General features: G+C 41.9%; 15 protein-coding genes. 6 read left to right on the plus strand and 9 right to left on the minus strand.

Translation table 11 applies throughout. The features are described 5' to 3' along the window. Positions 1-175: 175 nt before the first annotated feature. From H70737_RS19330 to H70737_RS19340, 3 genes are all read left to right on the plus strand, one after another. The gene (locus tag H70737_RS19330) at positions 176-1,639 is read left to right on the plus strand and encodes an ATP-binding protein (protein WP_231573307.1); all 1,464 of its coding nucleotides are present in this window, start codon (positions 176-178) and stop codon (positions 1,637-1,639) included. 92 nt (positions 1,640-1,731) lie between these two features. Further along, on the plus strand, positions 1,732-2,583 hold the full coding sequence (locus tag H70737_RS19335) for an AraC family ligand binding domain-containing protein (RefSeq protein WP_042189770.1): 852 nt from the start codon (positions 1,732-1,734) through the stop codon (positions 2,581-2,583). Continuing rightward, positions 2,580-3,467, plus strand: coding sequence for a DMT family transporter (locus H70737_RS19340; RefSeq protein WP_197071228.1), 888 nt, complete (start codon positions 2,580-2,582; stop codon positions 3,465-3,467). The genes H70737_RS19335 and H70737_RS19340 overlap by 4 nt, the downstream gene beginning before the upstream one ends. 176 nt (positions 3,468-3,643) lie before the next feature. Here the strand turns inward: H70737_RS19340 and H70737_RS19345 are convergent, their stop codons facing one another. From H70737_RS19345 to H70737_RS19370, 6 genes are all read right to left on the minus strand, one after another. After that, complete coding sequence (locus H70737_RS19345; RefSeq protein WP_042189772.1) at positions 3,644-8,125, minus strand: coiled-coil domain-containing protein; 4,482 nt, start codon at positions 8,123-8,125, stop codon at positions 3,644-3,646. Further along, positions 8,112-8,870, minus strand: a complete 759-nt coding sequence (locus H70737_RS19350) for a DUF6063 family protein (RefSeq protein ID WP_042189773.1) — start codon at positions 8,868-8,870, stop codon at positions 8,112-8,114. The genes H70737_RS19345 and H70737_RS19350 overlap by 14 nt, the downstream gene beginning before the upstream one ends. A 12-nt stretch (positions 8,871-8,882) precedes the next feature. Then, positions 8,883-10,388, minus strand: a complete 1,506-nt coding sequence (locus H70737_RS19355; RefSeq protein WP_042189775.1) for a hypothetical protein — start codon at positions 10,386-10,388, stop codon at positions 8,883-8,885. 181 nt (positions 10,389-10,569) lie between these two features. After that, a complete protein-coding gene (locus tag H70737_RS19360; protein WP_042189777.1) occupies positions 10,570-11,376 on the minus strand; it encodes a carbohydrate ABC transporter permease in 807 nt (268 codons plus the stop codon). Next, a complete protein-coding gene (locus H70737_RS19365; RefSeq protein ID WP_042189779.1) occupies positions 11,373-12,248 on the minus strand; it encodes a carbohydrate ABC transporter permease in 876 nt (291 codons plus the stop codon). Before H70737_RS19365 ends, H70737_RS19360 begins: the two co-directional genes overlap by 4 nt. A gap of 28 nt (positions 12,249-12,276) precedes the next feature. Continuing rightward, positions 12,277-13,569, minus strand: coding sequence for an ABC transporter substrate-binding protein (locus H70737_RS19370; RefSeq protein WP_042189781.1), 1,293 nt, complete (start codon positions 13,567-13,569; stop codon positions 12,277-12,279). Between the two features lie 278 nt (positions 13,570-13,847). On the opposite strand from H70737_RS19370, the gene H70737_RS19375 reads away from it, so the two are divergent. Beyond that, positions 13,848-15,401 (plus strand): response regulator transcription factor, encoded by a 1,554-nt coding sequence (locus tag H70737_RS19375; protein ID WP_042189783.1) that lies wholly within the window; start codon positions 13,848-13,850, stop codon positions 15,399-15,401. 15 nt (positions 15,402-15,416) lie between these two features. Continuing rightward, a complete protein-coding gene (locus H70737_RS19380) occupies positions 15,417-17,171 on the plus strand; it encodes a sensor histidine kinase (RefSeq protein WP_042189785.1) in 1,755 nt (584 codons plus the stop codon). A gap of 61 nt (positions 17,172-17,232) precedes the next feature. Here H70737_RS19380 and H70737_RS19385 read toward each other — a convergent pair whose 3' ends face one another. Continuing rightward, the gene (locus H70737_RS19385) at positions 17,233-17,664 is read right to left on the minus strand and encodes a GNAT family N-acetyltransferase (RefSeq protein WP_331281444.1); all 432 of its coding nucleotides are present in this window, start codon (positions 17,662-17,664) and stop codon (positions 17,233-17,235) included. Positions 17,665-18,075: 411 nt separating this feature from the next. Here H70737_RS19385 and H70737_RS19390 point away from each other — a divergent pair, with 411 nt between their 5' ends. Next, positions 18,076-18,888 (plus strand): undecaprenyl-diphosphate phosphatase, encoded by an 813-nt coding sequence (locus H70737_RS19390; RefSeq protein ID WP_042189788.1) that lies wholly within the window; start codon positions 18,076-18,078, stop codon positions 18,886-18,888. A 69-nt stretch (positions 18,889-18,957) separates the two neighbouring features. On the opposite strand, the gene H70737_RS19395 is transcribed toward H70737_RS19390, so the two are convergent. Continuing rightward, positions 18,958-19,551 carry a hydrolase gene (locus tag H70737_RS19395; protein WP_042189790.1) on the minus strand — a complete coding sequence of 198 codons (594 nt, stop codon included), beginning with the start codon at positions 19,549-19,551 and terminating at the stop codon, positions 18,958-18,960. Continuing rightward, entirely contained in the window at positions 19,523-20,752 is a 1,230-nt protein-coding gene (locus tag H70737_RS19400) for a multidrug efflux MFS transporter (protein WP_042189792.1), read from the minus strand. Before H70737_RS19400 ends, H70737_RS19395 begins: the two co-directional genes overlap by 29 nt. Positions 20,753-20,816 lie beyond the last annotated feature (64 nt).

A 20,816-nucleotide genomic window follows, 5' to 3' on the forward strand; every position in this document is an offset into this window, starting at 1 on the left:
ACATATCCTTTAATTCTAACTGAAATCGTTTGACTCTTGCACCCTTATTTTCACAACAACACATAGCTATTTCGAACGATTCTCGATCATATAAAAATTTATATATTTTATTTGATTATATGTTTTATACTATGACTATTACATATAGTGGAAAGAATATGAGAGGTGAATAGCAGTGCGGTCCAATGAATTCCAAAGTTTTGATTTTGCTTTTACACATGCTGTAATTGGAATGGCTCTAGTTTCGTTAGATGGAACGTTCCTAAAATGGAATTCAGCCCTAAGTACCCTATTGGGATATGATCATAACGAGTTAATAACACCTTCACCATCCGTCCGAACCCTTCTAAGTCAGATCCATGAAATTGCTGAGCTTGGAAGGTCTCTTTCCTCTATGAACATCCATCCGCATCGATTCCAACAGGACTACTACCTACCAACCGGACAGCTGTTATCAATAGAGATCTCCATATCTATCGTTTCTGATGCTAATGGTGCATCCCTATATTATTTTACTCAATTTGAGAACAAGACCTTGATCAGGCATATAGAAAATCAGCTGCAAGAAGCGGAAAGCAGTCTACTAGAAAAAGATAAATCATTCCTGCAACTCCTGGAGGGATTACCTCTGACCGTTGTTATTACAGTAAAAGGGATTATTCAGTATGTGAATTCAGCGGGCTTACAGTTAATCCATGCGGAGAGCCTGAATCAATTGGTGGGTACATCCACTACTAATATTGTAGACCTTTCCAATCATGCTATCCTCCAAGAACGAAGGGAAAGATATTACAGTGGTGACACGATTGGCTCTGTTTGCTACTTAATTAATTGCTTAAATGGTCAGCAGAAATTTGTGGATGGATTCACATTACCGATTATCTTCAATGGAAACAAGGCATTTATCGGAATATTTAAAGATGTCTCTCAGCAAATGCTGGAAGAAGAACGGCTAATCCAATCCGAGAAATTATCTACCGCAGGGCAATTAGCAGCTGGAATCGCTCATGAAATCAGAAATCCGCTTACCGCCATTAACGGCTTTATGAAGCTGCTTCGCTCTTCCGAGCGCATGAATGATAAATATTTTTTCATTATTGAGTCAGAATTGAAACGCATCGAATTTATCGTCAACGAGCTGCTGGTCTTATCCAAGCCACAAACGACGCATGTCAGTAAACCAGTGGATTTATTATCTTTACTAGAACAAGTCACCACACTAATGAATGGACAAGCTGCACTGAAAAACCTTCAGATCCTCCCTGTCTGTACAGATCACTCCATATGGGTCCATGGTGAGGCTTATCAGCTGAAACAGGTATTTATTAATTTACTTAAAAATGCGATGGAAGCAATGAATAGTGGAGGAAACATATATATTCATGTGCTTACGAATGAAAGCGAAGCCCGAATCAGCGTGCAAGATGAAGGTTGCGGGATGACAGAGGAACAGATTAAAGCACTTGGTAAACCATTTTATACGACAAAAGAAACAGGAACAGGCCTTGGATTTATGATCACGCAGAATATTGTACATAATCATGGCGGAGCGATCACTGTAGAAAGTGTTCCTGAGCAAGGCACTACATTTACGGTAACCATTCCAAAAATTTTAGAGCCAGAGGAAGCTGTCATATAACATAAGAAGTCCCGGAAACGCAACATCGTGCAAGAATGCACCTGATTTTCACATTATAATGCTTATACATAACTGGAAAAGAAGGTGCAGCAGTGACTCGTGAAGTTCGGACCATCGTCTTCGATAGCGGCTTGAATTTTGAGGCGTATCGCTTTGAAGGGATCATGCAAAAATTCCCTAACCATTTTCATGACTATTACGTTATAGGTTTTATTGAACAAGGCAAAAGACTTATGATTTGTAACAATGAAGAACATATCCTTAACAGCGGAGATGTTATCATCTTTAATCCGCAAGATACCCACAACTGTGAACCGATGGACGGAAACTCTTTTGATTACCGCGCCTTCAATATTCAGCCTGAGATAATGCGTAAGTATGTGCTTGAAATTACCGGCATGGACTACTTGCCTCGGTTCACACATAATGCGCTATACCAAAGTGAACTGGCAACCTCATTACACGATCTACATCAAATGATATTAGAGGATCAAACTGATTTTCAAAAAGAAGAATTGTTTCTGTTTCTCCTGGAGCAGCTTCTGAGGGAATATTCCGATGCAGAGCCTTTCTATTCTTCACAAGACCTTACCTCTGAAATCAAAACCATTTGCGAATACATAGAGACTCATTATGCGCAGAATATTACCCTCAATCAATTAAGTGAATTGACAAGCTTAAGCAAATATCATTTACTGCGTTTATTTACCAGACAAAAAGGGATATCTCCTTATCGATACTTGGAAACCATTCGGATTATTCAGGCCAAGCGACTTTTAGAACAAGGAGTACTCCCCATAGAAGTGGCCTCACTAACCGGATTCAGCGATCAGAGCCATTTCACAAATTTTTTCAAAAAATTGATTGGCTTAACCCCTAAGCAATACATGCGTATATTTATTCAGCAGCCGGGCCAAACGCGATCAACGGAACGCATGATATGATGGATCAACGCAAGACCCATACGGGACATCTGCTGGCACTAATTACGATTATCATCTGGGGAACGACCTTTATCTCTTCAAAAATACTATTAACGGATTTTACGCCTGTTGAAATTCTGTTCTTCCGCTTTCTTTTGGGTTACTTTGTATTGTTACTGATCTATTCACGTCCAGTGCGAACGAAATCCATTAAGCAAGAATTACTATTTATTTCAGCAGGATTATGTGGAATTACTTTATATTTTCTTCTAGAGAACATTGCCCTAGTCTACACCCTTGCTTCCAATGTAGGCGTGATTGTCTCAATTGCTCCATTCTTCACAGCTGTGATTGCTCACTTCTTTTTGGAGGAAGAGAAATTTCATCGTCAGTTTATATTAGGATTTGTAATTGCGCTGTCTGGAATTATTTTAATCGGGCTAAATGGAAGTTTTCTTCTAAAACTGAACCCGATCGGAGACCTATTGGCTTTCATAGCCCCTATGGTTTGGGCCATTTACTCTGTATTAATGCGAAAAATAAGCGATTTACAGGCTCATACGATTGGGGCTACCCGTAAAGTATTTTTTTATGGAATCTTATTTATGCTGCCAGCTTTATTTATCTTTGATTTTCATTTGGATCTAAGTAGATTCAAAGAAATCCAAAATATTACTAACATCCTCTTTTTAGGACTGGGAGCCTCTGCTTTATGTTTTGTCACCTGGAATCGGGCTGTAGGAATCTTAGGAGCCGTAAAAACAAGTGTGTACATATATATTGTGCCTGTAGTTACGGTGGCAGCCTCTGCCCTTATCCTGAATGAAAAGATCACTTGGGCAACTTTGCTGGGAATCTTCTTGACGCTAACCGGTTCATATATTTCTGAACGCAAACCGAAATAATCATTCATCTCCTAGAATTAAAATAAGATGCTATTCCAATATATGGAGTGGATCTAAAAACTAATTAGGGAAAACCTCCCTAATTCATCCTAAACGCGAAAAAAGGGGCGTACCGGAGTAGCTTAATGCTACTTCGGTACGCCCCTTTCATTATGGACGCTGGTAAACGCTGCTGATCAAAACAGCGAAACAGGAATGAGCTTTCTTCCACCCTTGACTAGGGTGGATTCTAACATATCCCCTTTAACGCCTCCGAAATAGAGCTGCCAGTACACACCAAAGCGAACGCTAACGTCATTCTTCACTAGCTCCGGTGGTGTTACAATCAGCCACTGAAATTTTAGAGCCTTAGAAATTTCAAATACGGGATCAAGCACGTTATTAGAAACCATTTCTCCAAAAGGATTGTCATATAAAAAGACCGTCCACCCTTTGTTCTCACGATTCACACGTTTATGTGTCATGATCATCATGGCTACCAGCAGCTGTACAGATTGGCGCTGTCCACCACTGCCGACAGCCTCATCCAGCGCACCCCGATTGATGATCTCCCAGTCGGAATAATGATAATCTTCCGGAGCGGCGTAGAGGAAGTAATTTTCCGTTACTGGTTTATATACCTGAAGAATCGGGAAGCGATTCTGAAGCGCCGCATAGACGATTCGTCCGTCATTTATAACCTCTTTGATTACCAGCGCTGGTACTTGTTCAATCTTTGGATATTTTGAGAGTAGTTCATTGATACACCGATTGAAATAGTCGCTCACCATCGGTTCTACCTCATCACTTGATCTCGGTATATTGATATTCTTATAATTCAGGCGTACCAGCGGGAAGGCATAATTATTCTCGTTATGAATAATCATCCGACGTTCCATTCGCTTCATAATATCAATGATTTGTACTACACGATAAGAAGCCCGGGCGACCCACATCTTGCGGGACAGATCCATATCCTCCTTATCACTTTGAATGCTCTCAATCTGATCGCGTGAGCTACGTAACATCGAATCTAGGACTTGCTGAGCAATAGCGAAGTTATCCCAATGAACCGTATTTAAACGATCTAGAATTTTGGTCTCCAGTTCAGAATTCCGTTCGTTTTTGGCAAGTTTTCCGGTTAATGAATTTTTCTCTTCCTTCACCTTTCTGGAGACCTCGTCCCGTCTAACTCGGCTATCCTTAATACGAAGAAGCCAGTCAGCAACCAGTGACTCACAGCCTTCTCTTACGCTCAGCATTAATTCTTCTGGCACAGTCCGTAGATTGACCCGATCCTCAATATGTGCATTCATGATCTTGATTTGATTGGATAACGTCTGAATAAGCGTATCCATTCGTTCCAAAGATCGTTTACACTGGTTAAGCATGAGCTCATTCTCTTGGAAACGCTCTTGAATGTCCGCCTCTTTTTGCTCGAGTGGCTCATTCCAAATTTCCACGGCACGCTCATGTTTCTCTTTGATTCCTTTTTCTACCTTACGCAATTCCTTCTGCAAATTCTCCAATTCGGTTTGGCAGCGGATGAAAGAGTCGTGAACCATCTGATAGTCTTCTTCCAGTGAAGCAGTTTCCGACTTTTGACGGTTTCTTGCAGCCATAATGGATTCAGTAGATTCAGCAGGCTCTGTTACCTTCCGCCAATTCTCATCCACTTGATTCAGGCTGGCTTCAAGCTCCGTTAGATTCTCGCTCGCCGCTTTAATCTGGGCGGCTCTTGTTCGAATTTCAAGCTCATTCTCCGTCAGAGATTGCTGCAGACTTTCAACGGTACTGAGCTGCTGCAACAGAAGGTTCTGCTCTACAGGATCTATTGGTGTGGGGTCCATATCATCCGAAAGCTGATGATATGTCGGAAATACAATTTCAGGGAACCAATGTTGCAGTCTAGGAAACAGAGCATACTTGGCATCTCCCATCCATTTCTCACGCTCTCCGCCAAGGCTTACCATTTGCGCTTCAAGATGCTCAAGTTGCTGGTCCTTACTCGCAAGCTCTTTGCTCACTAGACTCTTACGATCTGTATACTTTTTCTTCTCCTTTTGATCCTGCTCATGTTTCTTCGAACGTTCAATCCAACCTTGCAACGCTGCTGCTCTCTGCTCATGCTCTGCACTAAGCGCTTTATTCTCGATAAGTTCCCGACCGATCCGAGCAAGCGTGCTCTCGTTCTCATTAATCTCGTTGCTCAGACTGATAATGCTCTGCTGAAGTTCACTTTGCAGTTTCATAAGAGTATTGCGTTTGGCTGTAATCGTCACAGTGTTCTCTGTTTGATATAACCGCTCATATTCCTGACGCACAGATTTCAACTTCGATAAATAAGCCTCCGCGTCCTGAAGCACTTGTTCTTGCTCCTTAAGCTTCGCCTGAATACCGCTCTTAAAGTTTAAGAACCGATCTGGCTCCAGTACCATTTGTGGGCCTTGGTTAGCTAGAAGCTTAAAAGATACTGGATCTGAAGCTACCATCTCTTCACGGATAAAGATTGGCACCGCTGATTTCAGCAGCGTGTCCTTCAGCAAATCCGGTTTGATTTTATCAGCTTCGCGCCGGGTAACAATCAGACTATAAGGAAGGAGTGGATAGCGCTCTAGTTCTTCCTCACGTTCAAGGTATGGACGATCATTTAAATAGGAACTGCCCGGTGTGGATTGAATCTTGAGCGAATCGAGTGTATCCTTGACCGCGAGAATATCTGAATTCGGCAGCCAGTAGGATTGGTTCTGAAGTTCCACGTCCATAAGCTGATTGTAGTACTCTCGTCTGGAACGTTTTGTCTGTTGCTCCACTTCATCCATTTTTCGGATAAATCGTAGTTGAATCGTATCCTGCTCTTCAAAAAGGCCAGTAGCTCCCAAACGATTATGTTCATCAAACATTTCCAGTAGAACAACAATCTGTGACCATAATTGTGATTCTTTATAGGTCTGCGAATCAAGCAGTGCCCCAAGCTCGTCTGCCTCTCGTTCATAAGAGCGATGCTTCTCGCTGAGTTCTGCGTGATTCTTATGCAGTGCCAGCTTTCGGTTCTCTGCCTCTTTATGCTGTTCCTCTAGCACTTCCATATCCAGAATTATCGTTTTGGCAGCTGAAATCGCACGTTGAAGCGCTGCCACCGGAGCATGTGCAGCGTCCTGACCATGCTGAGCTGCGAATGTTCCGAGTTCTTCTGTATATTGACGGATAGATAGCGTCAATTCATTAATTTGGATATCCAGGCCTGCTAACTCCAACAGAAAGCTCTCCCGCTCCTTGCGCAGACCCTTTTCTTCAGTCGCCAGTGCTCGCTCAGCGTTTCCAAATCCTCTGATCGTTTGTTGCCAGAGGCTTGACACCACATCCCATTGTTTACGAAGCTTTTCTTTAGCCGTCTGAATGACCTCTTGACGTTCTTTCATCTCCAGAGATCCTTCGATTGCTTGAATTTCTTTCTGCCATTGCTCAATTTGTCGTGTGTGGAGCATACGTTTAGCTAAGAAATGAGCCACTTCAAGCTTTTTCTCCTGAGCCTTGGAATCGTCCAGCCGTCCACGTGCACGTCTCTGATCATCACTAAGCTTTTTGAACTCATCTTGTTTCAGTTCCATTTCTTCCTTGCTGCGCAAATACTTTAGATTGTCCGTCTCAAATCGCAATTGCTTCGCATCCTGATAACGCCCCGCCAGTTCATTACCAACCTTACTTCGCTCTTCTTCCGCATTTCTCTGTTCTTCATGAATAACCGTAAAGATCTGACGCCCACGAAGTTCCGTTTCTTGAACAACACTCTCTGCCTCTACTCCTAGCTTCACCAGCTCGTATAAAGGTGCAGCCATGCCAAGAAACTCTGTATAGACCTGTTCCCGCTGTTCAAGCATCGGTAGACGCTGAGCTACTGTCGCCGTGTCAATAAACATCCGCTGCAGCGTATTGTCTTCTTCTTTGGGTCCCTCATTTAGACTGGAACCTATCTCAGGGATAATTAGCTTTTCGAATAAGTTATGGTTGGTAAAGGCATCATTCTTTTTAAAATAACCTTTAATACCGCCCTCTTCCCCATTGATCCGCCGCATATTGCGCCACTCGGCGATATGGATATCCCGGGTAGCCAGGAAATCATAATATCTTTTTAAATCCGAGCTATGGCTACCAAAAGGTACAATTTCCCCTCGCCGATCTCGTATAAATTGCTGGATCGTTTCAAAACTCGTAGGTTCAGCAGTTTCTTCATCGAAGAGTGGCAACGTCGAAAGGGTGAGTTCAGATGCATCGCCATAATCCGTAAGTGCGTATAGAAGGTAATCCACTTTAATATCCTGCTGATCCAGTGAGTTATGTGCCGTCATAGCAATACCAGTCGTCATATATTCATTACGCTCATTGTTGTCCAGATGCCATTCGATAGCTACATGAAAGGTGTAAGGTTTAAGTTGTTTTTTATGATTATGAAAAAATGCTTCCACCTGGTTCTCACTATCTTTTCCCCATGGCGTTTTGGGCATTAATAACTGAAATATGGATTGCAGCAGTACGCCCTTCCCGCCACCATTCATAAGCGTAATAAGCGTATTGCTTGGCCCCTCTTCGTTACAGAGATCCAGAATCATATCATCATATTTCTTGAGCATTTTCTCGTATTTAAGTCCTGTAATCCGTATGCGTTCAATCCGCGGCATTAATAGCACCGTCTTTCTCAGCTAAAGTTCGTCCGATGAGTTTCTTCAATTCCTGATACCGGTCAACATCATGATATAAATACCGCATTCTCTCATAAAGCTCTTCCCGTGGGAATATCCGCTTCTCTGACTCCGAGATGAACACGAGCTTCTCCTCTTCGAGGAGCTTCATGCCTTCATGAATCAGCCCAATTCGTGAGCCTGCGCCTCTTGTCAGAAGATCGCTCTCTTCCTGACTCTTAGTTTGCATATAGAGGTTAGTCCACACCTTGGACATCGCTTGGATATCCAAGCGCCACTGCTGACTAAACCGACCTTCATCATCCATCTGCATCCATGCTTGGAAAAGTGAAGACACCTGATCTGATATCTGTATATAGGACATACTGTCCTGCCCGGACTTAAAGTGAGTCTCGTCCTGATCCATCTCGGCCAGAAACACAAGGATGATGATATTAATGATATGTAAATGAGTTTTACGCTCAATTCGTGAGTATTTATTCTTCAACTGGGTAAAGTTGGTGGCGAACACTGACCCGAGTGGATTGACCAACAAATGGAGACGGTGTCCCGAATTCATCACTCGGCAGCCTGCCTCCTTGGCAACATATTGAAGCGCATCATATGTTCCTGCATCCTGCAGGCATTCCGCTGCCGCAGGATCATCGAGAGGGATTACTTTTTTACGAAGTAATTCAAAAAATAGCCGTGAAGCTTGCTGTACCTGTTCTAATGTATAACTCATGCTAGTAACCTCTCACCTCTCCACGATCGTAATAGTATATGGGCTCATGTCTAGACAAGACCAGCGTACCCTTAGGCCTGATTCTTGCGCAATGCTCGTCCGCAATAGCTTGCCGCGCAGGCTCTCCAATTGAGGATCATCCGCAAGTACATAACGGATTAGCAACTGGCATTCATCGGATCCGTTGCTGTTCTCAGGAGCCTGCTCTTGCACAGTAATCTCTGAATGAAAAAACTGCACCCACAGATCGACAGCATCTGGTGTGCGTGCCCATCTTGTTAATTCCTCCTCGGTAAAAGCTTCTGTAGTAAACGTAAAGCTTCCCCGCTCGGCTAGCGCACTGAACACAGGCTTCCACAGTTCAACGACTTCCGCCCATGGAATACCTTTAGGAATATATTGAGCATTCTCAGCATAGAGCTCATCTTCAAGTTCATCTATTACTATATCCGGGATAAAACCAACCTCTTGTTCCTCCCAAGCCCAAGGAAGTGGATAGACAAAATCCTGATTCGGAGCAAACAATCCGCCGAGCAGCAGTTCAAAGCTGTCACCGCTTGGCAGCCCCTCTTCTTTAACCCATTCCTCCCATACATGTGTACGGAAATTAAAGCCGGCGGCTCCCCAGAATAGTTCAGGAAAGTTCAATCTTAAGTTGGTCTCCACCTCGAAAATATTCAAGACTATCTCAGCCAGCTCATCGTGTACACGCCTTGAGAGCTCGACTCGTTCAGAAAGAATACGGATCTCATTAAAGTCGATCACATCTTTCTCGTCATTGGCTAGCCGGGCCAGAGAACGATGAATATTATCAAAATGCTTGCGTTCCTCATCGAATTGCTGATGAATTTCTTCAAGTCGCTGATGCCGGGCCACTCCGAATTCACTAAAAATATGCTTCGGGTTACGGCGCAATGCATTCCGGTATTCCTGCTGCTCATGGGTCATCTTTCGAACCCGGGAGATAAGCTCATTCACATCCTGAAGCGCACGAGTTACACGTCCATGCTTAATATGCATCTGAATCTCGAGCAGCTTGATGCTGATCTGGAACTCTTCGATAATCTCATGACTCATAAAAATAAGCTCCATGGCATATTCGGAGAGACGATAGATTGTTCTGCCGCTCTCTTCCCAGCTACTGCGGGTCGCATCCTCATCCACCATGAAATACTTATATTTCTGCACAGACATTTGCCGAGCCGTATCATCATAATAATAGGATTCAAAATCCCCACCATTTCCGCTCCAGAGCAGGCCGTCTACTAAACGTTCTACGGATTCGGTAGTCCCGAGATTCGCAATATTGAACCGTTCCAATGCAGTCCAAGCCAACGCTATTATATCTTCCTTGGATCTTCTCTCATTGGATTCTAGCTCCAAATAATAGACTTGCAACAAGATGCTTAAAGATACCATTTCTTTGTACGGTTGGATTTCGCCAAGGTTCATCCCAGCCCCCAGATTCCATAGGGGATTCAATCGTTTATTTCGTTCGCCAAAATCCGACCAATTCATCTTTCTGCCATCCTCACCAAATAAAAATAAAACCCGTATACATCCGTATAGGGTTCTGAAGTACGCGAATATATGTTTCTATTATATCAATTCATCGAAGGTTGTGCTATTTATTGTTAAACAAAATCTTATAAGGACGGAGACAATTAAATGCCCCCGTCCCTACTATATCATTTTGTTACTACTTCACAGATCCGAGCATCCCTTGCACAAATTGTTTCTGCAGCAAGAAGAAGATTAATACTGTCGGCAATGTAGTGATAACTATGGAAACCATAATCATGCCATAATCTGGGTTATAAGACGAAGCTAACGATGACACGATCAAAGGCAGTGTTTTCTTATCCTGACTTTGGAGTGCAATCAACGGCCACAGGAAGTTATTCCAATTACTCATGAATGTAATAATCGCTGCTGCCGCATAGGTTGGTTTCATGGTTGGCATATACACTTTTGTGAATAATCTCAATTCACCCAGCCCATCCACACGACCTGCTTGCAGCAATTCTCGCGGGAAGGATTTGGTATTCTGCATAAAAAAGAAAATCATAAACGCGGTTGTAATGGTAGGCAAAATAACTGCTACAGGCGTGTTTAAAATTCCAAATTTACTGAACATCCGGAACAGTGGAATCATGATCGCTGCAAACGGCATCATCATGGAGAGCATTAGAATACCAAACAGGCGATCTTTACCTTTCGTCCGATAAATCTCAAATCCATACCCTGCGATCGAGCTAAGCAGCAATGTTAGGAGGGTACCCACGACCGCGATCAGAGCAGAATTCCAGAACGCCTGGCCAAGGTTGGTCGAGCCGAATAAATGACTTACATTATCGGAAAAGCTTGAGCCAAACGAGAATTTTCCTTTTACTATATCCGAAGAAGTATTCGTCATCCCAATAAGCATCCATACAAAAGGAAATAGAGAAATGACAGACGCTATGATTAAAAAGAAATGAATGACTGATTTATTTAGCTTGCTCAATCTTTTTCGCCTCCCACCTTAAGTTGAAGAAATGCCAACACAGCTACCATGATTACAATGGCATAGGAGACTGTAGCCGCATAACCAAAGTTAGGAGTATATACGAACGATAGATTATAGATATAATTCGATATCGTCATTGTCGAGTTACCCGGTCCACCATTGGTAATATTAACGACCTCATCAAATAATTGCAGCGTACCATTCGTTGAGATAATTGCTGTAAACAAAATAATTGGTTTCAACATTGGTGTAGTGATACTGAAGAACTGCCGAGTCTTTGAAGCTCCGTCAATAGAAGCCGCCTCATACACACTAGGATCAATATTTTGCATAGCAGATAAATAGAAAATCATGTTGTAACCCGTCCAACGCCATGTGATTGCTAGAATAATAACAATACGGGCCCAAAGTGGGTCAGTGAGCCATCCAACAGGCTCACTCACTAAATGAATGGACATAAGCATACGGTTGAGAATACCGTCTACAGAGAATATGCTTTTGAACAAGACTGCATAAGACACCAATGAGGTTACACACGGGAGAAAAATCGCCGTACGATAAACCCCCTTAAAGCGCAAACCAGGCATATTAAGAAAATAGGCAATGATTAAGCCCAAGAACAACATAATTGGCACCTGAATAACCAGGTATAATAAAGTATTCGAGACCGCTTGTCTAAACATAGGGTCGGAGAATAGACGCACATAGTTTTTGAGCCCTACAAAACTGTACACAGTCCCTTTCCCTGATTGAAATGATAACAGTAATGATTGAATCATGGGATAGAAGCTAAACAGCATTATGATCAGTGAAGGCCATAATACGAACTGCCATCCCGCGATAGTAGATTTATTCCACTTTTTCTCCATATCCTATCCCCACCTGCTAACTTTATATTTATTGCACCTGTTGTTCGAACAATTTTTGGATGTTAGCTAAGCTTTGCGTCAAATCCGCGCCATTCAGAATGTTTGGCAATTCATTTTTAAGTGCATCTTTTGCTTCCTGTGTATACATTCCCAGAGAAATCCCCGGAACTTCTGTAGACCATTTCGTGAAATCGCTGTAGATAGCTTGACCACCAAAGAACTCTGAGGTTTGACCATAAGCCTCACTGGAGAATGCCGGAATAAAGGAACCCACACCGCCATTTTCGGTCAAGAATCGCTCGTAGAATTCACTGCTGGAGCCCACTGTTTTGGACAGGAAATCAATCGCAAGATCTTTATTAGCTGAGCCATCAAGCACGAACCAGCTGGAACCGCCTTCATTCGATGCATTAACACCACCATCAATTCCCAATCTTGGCGTTGGCGCTACTTTCCATTTACCACTTTGATCTTTAGCGTCCATGATAGATGATACCTGCCACACTCCCGATACTACTGTAGCTACATCACCAGCATTAAAGCTGCCTACAAATTCACTCCAGCCTGTAACAGGCTTAGCAATCCCGGAATCAGAAATCGCTTTGTATACACGAAGGGTCTCTGTCATTACAGGGTTATTAACAAAGTTTCCTTTATTGTCAGGTGTGATGTACCACGATCCACCCGATTGCAGAAGAATGGAGGTTAAGGCTTCATCATTTGGATTAATGGTCGCCATGTATTTGCCCGTCTTTTCTTTTACAATTTTACCGATTTCAATATAACGATCCCAAGTGATATTCTGTAAGTCTGCATCCGTAAAACCCGCTTCCTCCAGATAATCCGAGCGGTAGAACATACCTGTTGAACCAATATCAAAAGGAACACCATACATTTTACCGTCTACCTTAAGTGCATCGACCTTGTATGGAGAGAATTGAGTGTAATCAATCTTGTCACCAAAATCTGCGAAGGTATTTGGATATGCGTTTACATATTTTTGAATATTAGGATCATTTACCAGAATAATATCTGGAAGACCGTCTTTAACATCTGCTGCCAGATTAGTATTCAGCTTTTGTTCCAAGTCCGTTTTGGCCATTTCAACAACCTCTAGCTCAAAATCAGGATTTTCTTTTTTGTAAAGATCTTCAGCGATCTTTAAAGCTGCACCATTAAAGGAAGGGTCCCAGGCCCAAGCGATCACTTTTTTCTTAGTAGTACCGCTTTCATTTTTCTCCGCTGAATTTGATGACCCGCAAGCAGCGAGTACCGTTACTGTCATTGATACTAAGAGCAATACTGATAACCATTTTTTCAATTTCTACAACCCCTTTTGACTTTGTATGTAAGCGGTTCATTCTTTAACGCTTGAACCTAATTTTAGAGAATTCAAAATGATAAGTATAATAATCATTCGTTCTTTCTTAGTAGTAATTATTGTTCATTTAATAAATGTTATTTTTTTCCTAGTAAAAATTATGGTCGATAGCACTTTTTATTTGTATATAGCTTTTCAAACCAGATCCCATACCGTAATATGAAAGATTGTTATATGATGAGAAAAATACAACAAGAGAAATAACGGGGTGTCCTACTATGAACAATAACGTTTCAACCTATCGGGTGATGATCGTAGACGATGAAGCCATCCTTCGAACGGGGATTATGCATTTATGTAACTGGAGCAAATATGGAATTGAAATCGTTTCCCAGGTCTCAAATGGCCAAGATGCGCTCGACCATATCGAATCCACACGTCCACATGTCGTCATCACCGATATTGTGATGCCAGTTATGGATGGAATAGAATTCTCAAAAATCATGAAAGTGAAATATCCGGAAATTAAAATTATCGTATTAAGCAGCTACAGTGAATACGATTATGTTCGGGAAGTCTTTAAATACGGCGTTACTGATTATTTACTCAAACCGAAAGTCTCTTCTGCTGAGCTTATAACTTTAATCCAGACATTGTGTGGTTCAGTGAACTTACAAACATCCGGTTATATTCGTCCTAATCTGGACATTTCGTTGATCCTTGCCCAATGGCTTGAACATGATTCGTTACCAAATGAAGAATCTATAGACTTGCTCACAAAATATTTTCGAGGAAATTGCTTTATGCTGGCAAAAGCCAGCAACAGCTTACTTCTGTCCAGAACAGAGTGGAGTCAAAACCAAATGGAGGAGCTCCTTCTTTCATTGGCAAAGCAACATTTATCTAATAACTTAACCTATTCTTTTATATTCCTTAAGACAGAATTTCTAATTCTCCTAAACTATGAGGAGACTGCAGCTCAAAATATAACGACATCAATTCAATCATTAGCTGAGGCCGTGAAAGAAAAGCTTCTGTATATCTCATTTATTCTTTCCAATCCATTTTCCGGTTTAGAACAGATTAAGGAAGCGCATTTGCGATTAACACCGTACCTTGGCAAACTGATCTATTTCCCAACACAAGTAGTAGTTCCGGAAAATGCAATTCTCATTCCTAGCGAAAAGGTATCTTTCGACCTGAATCAGTTTACTTCATTGTTACGGATTTTGGCTATAGATGACGCCAGAGAACAATTGAAAGCGTTTTTTCTAAAAATCTTATCTACACAGGACTATGACGAATATAGCTTGAAACGTTTATGTCAAAATCTCATCTATACGGCAATGAGTACACTTGAGCATATTAAGCAGCCCATTTCTGAGCTTGGTTCGTCCAGACTAAAGTTATTTAAAACCATTGATTTAGCTTATAGCATCAATGAATTAGAGAGTATTTTGATACAATTCCTAGATGCACTGAAATCCAGTATGAAACAAACAGATCAACAATCGATGATTCTGCACCAGATTTATGAATACGTCAACAAACATTATGCTAATGAAATCTCATTATCAGAAATGGCAAATACCTTGCATCTTAACTATAGTTACCTCTCCTCTTATTTCAAACAGCGAACGCAAGAGAATTTAACTACATATATCAGCAGGGTGCGAATAGATAAAGCGAAAGAACTGCTGCTGGACCCTAATTTAACCGTATCAGAAATCAGCCGTTTAACCGGATTCTCAGAACATAATTATTTCTCGAAGGTATTCAAAAAAATGACTGGAAAGACTCCTGTGGAGTTCCGTACTCAAATCTCCCAGTAAAGACAGGTGAACGGCTTGCTTCGTAAGAATAGTATCTTTATCAAAATTCTAATCCTTATGTTAATGGGGATTCTTGTAATCTCCTTCATCCTTACCATGGCCTCCTCGAAAATTTCAGAGCGGATTCTACTAAATCAAGTCGTCCAGAATTCATCCGCCAATATGAATTTGGTAAAGAATGATTTACTGCGATACAATGACCAGGTTGTGAATACGATGCTGCAGATAAACAGTAGTGTTGAATTTAAAAATTATATTACCAAGCCGGCTCTGACCTCGCTTGAGCATACCAATCTGGTTATGAGTCTTGGAAGATATATTGATATCTACAAAGATTACCTCAGTCCCGACAACTCCCATATCATTGTTTCGGCAATGCCGGGAAAAGGAGGACGCCATTATTCAAGCAATAACTTGAAATGGGATAAAATACCGGATGAAATCGTATCGGATTATATGACGATTAATGGAGTTATCCCCAATCGAATTCAATATCATAGCAGTTCAGATCTTTTCAAAGAAACTGTACCCTATAAAAACTATATTTTTGCTACGAAACCTTTGGTGGATAGTGCTTCCGGTTCAATGTACGGATATACAGCCGTTGTTATGGACGAGCTTAACATCTATCTTAAATACAGCCCCTACATTTCGGAAGGCATTCATATCTCGCTTATCTCAGCAGAGGGTACGATTCTCTCCAGCAGCAATAAGGCTTCCATTAGCACGTATAATTCCGTTCTTCTATTGAATGCCATGAACGCTGTGGAGCAAGGAGGTATCGTCACAAATTCAGAAAATAAACAAACCTATATTTCGTATTTCCTTCCGGAGTTTAATGCCTACATTATGGAGGAGGTTGATCAATTAACTGCATTTGCGCCGCTATATACAATCTCAAACGAAATCATCAAGGTAGTTAGCATTGTACTGGTGATTAGCATGTTGTTTGTCTATTGGCTTAGTAAACGAATCATTCAGCCCCTGAATCAGTTAGTCAATACGATGAAAACGTCCAAAGGGGACAGTCTGAAATTGCATCCCTTGCAGGAAGATGGCAGCTACGAGACTAATGTATTAACCAAAGCCTACAATCATCTGATTAGAGAAATTGACCGGTATACCGAAAGAGTTGTCTACGAACAGCAGGAACGCCGGAAGGCAGATCTCAATGCTCTGCAAATGCAAATCAACCCTCACTTCCTGTATAATACGCTGAGTTCGATCAAATATTTAGCCAACATGCATCGGACCCAACAGGTGGATCAAACGATCGATAGCCTCATCTCCATGCTTCAGAATACCTTAGGATCTACAGAGGACATGATTACTGTAAAACAGGAGATAGAGACTTTAAAGCATTATGTATTTATCAATCAGATCAGATACGGTGATCAAATCGGTGTCCACTTTGAGATTTCTGAAGACAGTACGGAGCTGTTGGTCCCCAAGCTGATCATTCAGCCTTTTGTGGAAAACGCGTTTTTCCATGCTTTCCCTGGATACGTCAGCGGCAATATTCAAATCTTCATCTCCCAGCGGGATGAGCATTTAATCATCGAAATTATGGACGATGGTATAGGGATGCCGAACGCTCCTGAGCAGGTGAATGTAAGCAAAAAACATCATTTATCAGGGATTGGCATCCAGAATGTTCATGATCGAATTCAGCTGCTCTTTGGATCACCTTATGGTATCCACATTGAAAGCGAGCCAGGTTATGGCACAGCCATAAAAATAATCATCCCTGCTGCGAAATATAGTTCATGATCAAAAAAAGGGCTGCCCCAAAAGCCATGAAATGGCTGAATGGGACGCCCCGTTTTAATAACTACTCAGTAACGCTTGGAGAATACGCCATGCAATACTGCTCTAATGTACTGTTGGGTAAGGGGATAACCTTAACTGTGCGGAACTGATAATGCTCATAGATGGGAAGATTACTTAGCGTCTGTGTCTCTAACGTGCATAATGCATTCTTCTCACAGCATTCGGCAAGCAGCGGCTTCAAGATCTTCGATACATAGCCTTGTCCACGGTAACGTTCTTGCACTACAAGCATATCCAAATGCATATACTTCTGATCTCCAAACATCGATAACCATAAGGAGCTCATACTGCGCAAAGTGGCTAACCCTCGAATAAATCCTCGCACACCAATGATACGGCAAATCGGTAAACACTTGAGAATCGCTAGCCCAATTTGTTTCATATAGTTGACGTTCGAAATCAATGTCCCGCTCTGACGCTCCGAATGGAACACCAAGGCGACAGCTTCATAATTTGTTGACGTCGTTAGTAAATCCGAATAAGGATACAACATCTCAATATAACGATGAAAAAAAATGTTTAATACGCGGAGTCTGGTTGTTTCATCAGGCAAAATATGCTGATACAGTGGATCATCCTTTGCGAAGGCTTCTGCCAGAACGCTGGCGGCTTTCGGAATGTCCTGCCGATGAATTTTAATTAATGAACTACAAATAGTTCCACCTCATTTAGTTTACTTTCGCGATAGGCTCGGTTAGTGAACAAGCCATTCAAGAATATTATAACTGGTTCAGTCAAGCCCTCATTTAAGGCGATGAACTTCGATATGGCACGATGGTTCTATTGTCATTTCTTCATTGAATGAGATATGATTAAAAAGATTACAAAAATACTGGGAGGAAAAATGGAAGATATTATACTGTGGCTTAAATACTTGTTTCTAGGGTTTGTTCAAGGGGCAACTGAGCCAATCCCCGTTTCCTCGAGCGGCCATTTAATCATCGCGCAGAAATTGCTAGGCTTAAAACAGAATGGGCTATCCTTTGAAATCCTGACAAATACGGCTTCTCTAATTGCGATTTGCTTTATTTTCCGCAAAGATATCGGAAGATTGATCACTGGATTTGTTCAATTTATTCTGACCCGCAAAGAGGAATATAAGTCAGATTTTATGTTCTCTTTGTACATTATCATTGGCACCATGCCTGCGGTTATCGTAGCCTTGTTCTTTAAGGACCAAATTGAGGAGATCTTCTCGTCAGTACACACCGTGTCCATCGCCTTGCTGGTAACCGGGGTTGCTTTATGGTTAATTCGTAATCTTCGCGGTCGTAAACAAGATGGGGATTTAAAAGCGAAGGATGCAGTCATAGTCGGACTTGCCCAAGCTGTAGCTCTTATTCCCGGGATAAGTCGCTCAGGCGCAACGGTCATCTCTTCCATTGCTGTGGGAATGAAGCAAGAAACTGCTTTACGCTTTTCTTTTATGCTGTATATTCCAATCAGTCTGGGCGGACTTGTTATGGGGGCATCTGATATTGCCAGTGACCCGAACCGAGCGCAACTAGCAATTCCATACTTAATTGCATTTATCACTACACTAATCGTTACGTATTTTTCTATGCGCTGGTTTATGGGGATTATGGCTAAAGGTAATTTGAAGTACTTCTCTTACTACTGCTTCTTGGCTGGGATACTACTCCTTATCTTCATGTAAGTACATGATTTCAAACAAAAGCCCTCATGACAATCTCTGGGATTACAGAGAGCATGAGGGTTTTTCATCCTATTTTAAGAGGGATATTACTTCACCACTCGACCGAATCTTGCCGATTCTAGGGAAAATCGTTTTACACACATAGTCATGCTCTTCTTTCGTAGAAGCAGTCATTGCATCTTCCACAAAAACTTGGTTGTAACCAAGCTGATAAGCTTCTCTAGCTGTCGTATCCACACCTATGGATGTAGAAATACCACACAAGACAATTGTATCTATACCACGACGCCGTAGCTGTAAATCAAGATCCGTTCCGAAGAATGCCCCCCACTGACGTTTAGATATCACATGTGCGTTTTTGAAGTCAGATAATTCAGGTACCAAGGTATCCCAACCTTCTGGAATGGCTCCTGCATTCATCTTCAGATCTGTTTGAGGTCTTAACATATCCTGTCCATCTAACGAGGATACTCTTACAAGTACTACAAACGCCCCCTTTTCCGTGAAGGCTTGAACTAAACTGCTGCCCTTCTGAACCACCTGCTCACCTGTATGTGGAGCCTTATTAGGCATGTTAACAATTCCATTTTGCAAGTCGATTACAACCAGCGCCGTTTTCTTTGCATCAATACATTCAGTTTCTGATCTCTTTAAGTCTTCCATTGTCTTCTCTCCCATTTAAGCTTAGTTTTTTATATACTTTAAAATAAACCCAGCCTGCATTTATCAATAGCAAAACACTGGTAATAAAGAATACATCTCGGATCCCAAACCAGGCTGCCACTTGCCCACCTAGAACCGAACCCGCAAATGTGCCAAGATAACCTGCCGACATGTTAAATCCAAACACTCTGCCTGTAAGCGCATCTGGTGTTATTTTCTTAACGAGGATATTCACAGAAGGTATTAACCCACCTGCCGCTAATCCTAGTAGAAAACGCAGACCCATTAACTGCCAAGGATTCTGAACAAACGCTTGTGGGATAAACAGAAGTCCTGCCGCTATAAGCGCAACTAGTATAACTTTTTGAGCACCTATTCGGTCAGACAACTTGCCAAGCCTTGGAGCAGCAATGATGTTAGCCAGCCCTGAAGCTGAGAAGGTCATCCCTGCAAGCAGAGCCACATGACTAGCACTCTTGGAGAGCTGAGTAACATATACCGTAATAATTGGTTCTACAGAGTATAAAGCAACAGTTAGAATAAAGAAGGTTACAAACAAGGTTAGCGTTAGGCTCTTCTCTGGAACACTGCTCCAGACCTCCTTGATACTTAGCGTCTTTTTATCTTCACGATGAAAAGATTCCTTCACGAACAAAGCGGTAGTAATGAAGGCAACCAGCATCAGTCCACCCGTAACAAAAAATGAACTTTGTAAACCCATGCTCTCTGCAATGAAACCACCAATCGTTGGGCCAAGCAAGGCTCCAGCAATACTGGCTGTTGAAAGAGTTCCTAAAGCATATCCTGCATGTTCCTTATCCGTCTGAGTGGCGATTAATGTAGTACAAGCTGTACTATAACCCGTTATTGTGCCCTGTAATAATCTTAGTGCAATTAATACATACACATTAGGCGCAAAACCCATACAGCTGATCACAATCGCCATCCCAAGACTTGCCCGCAAAAGCATTGGTTTTCGTCCGAACCTGTCTGCCGCCAGTCCCCAAATGGGTGAAAATATGGCTGAAACGATAAAGGTAATCCCAAAAGCAATGCCAGAAAACTGAGCAACGGAATCGGCGTTATCCACGCCAAGATGCTTAATGTAAAGTGGCAATACTGGCGCAATCTGGCTCATACCTACACCCGTTACAAACATACCAAACCAGCAAACGATCAAATTCCTTTTCCACATGGACATAAAAAAGCCTTCTTTCTGCTAACAATAACAACCTCATATTAACAGTCAGATTGGCTCTATACCA

The sequence above is a fragment of the Paenibacillus sp. FSL H7-0737 genome (assembly GCF_000758545.1).
In the GTDB taxonomy this organism is placed as follows: domain Bacteria; phylum Bacillota; class Bacilli; order Paenibacillales; family Paenibacillaceae; genus Paenibacillus_AQ.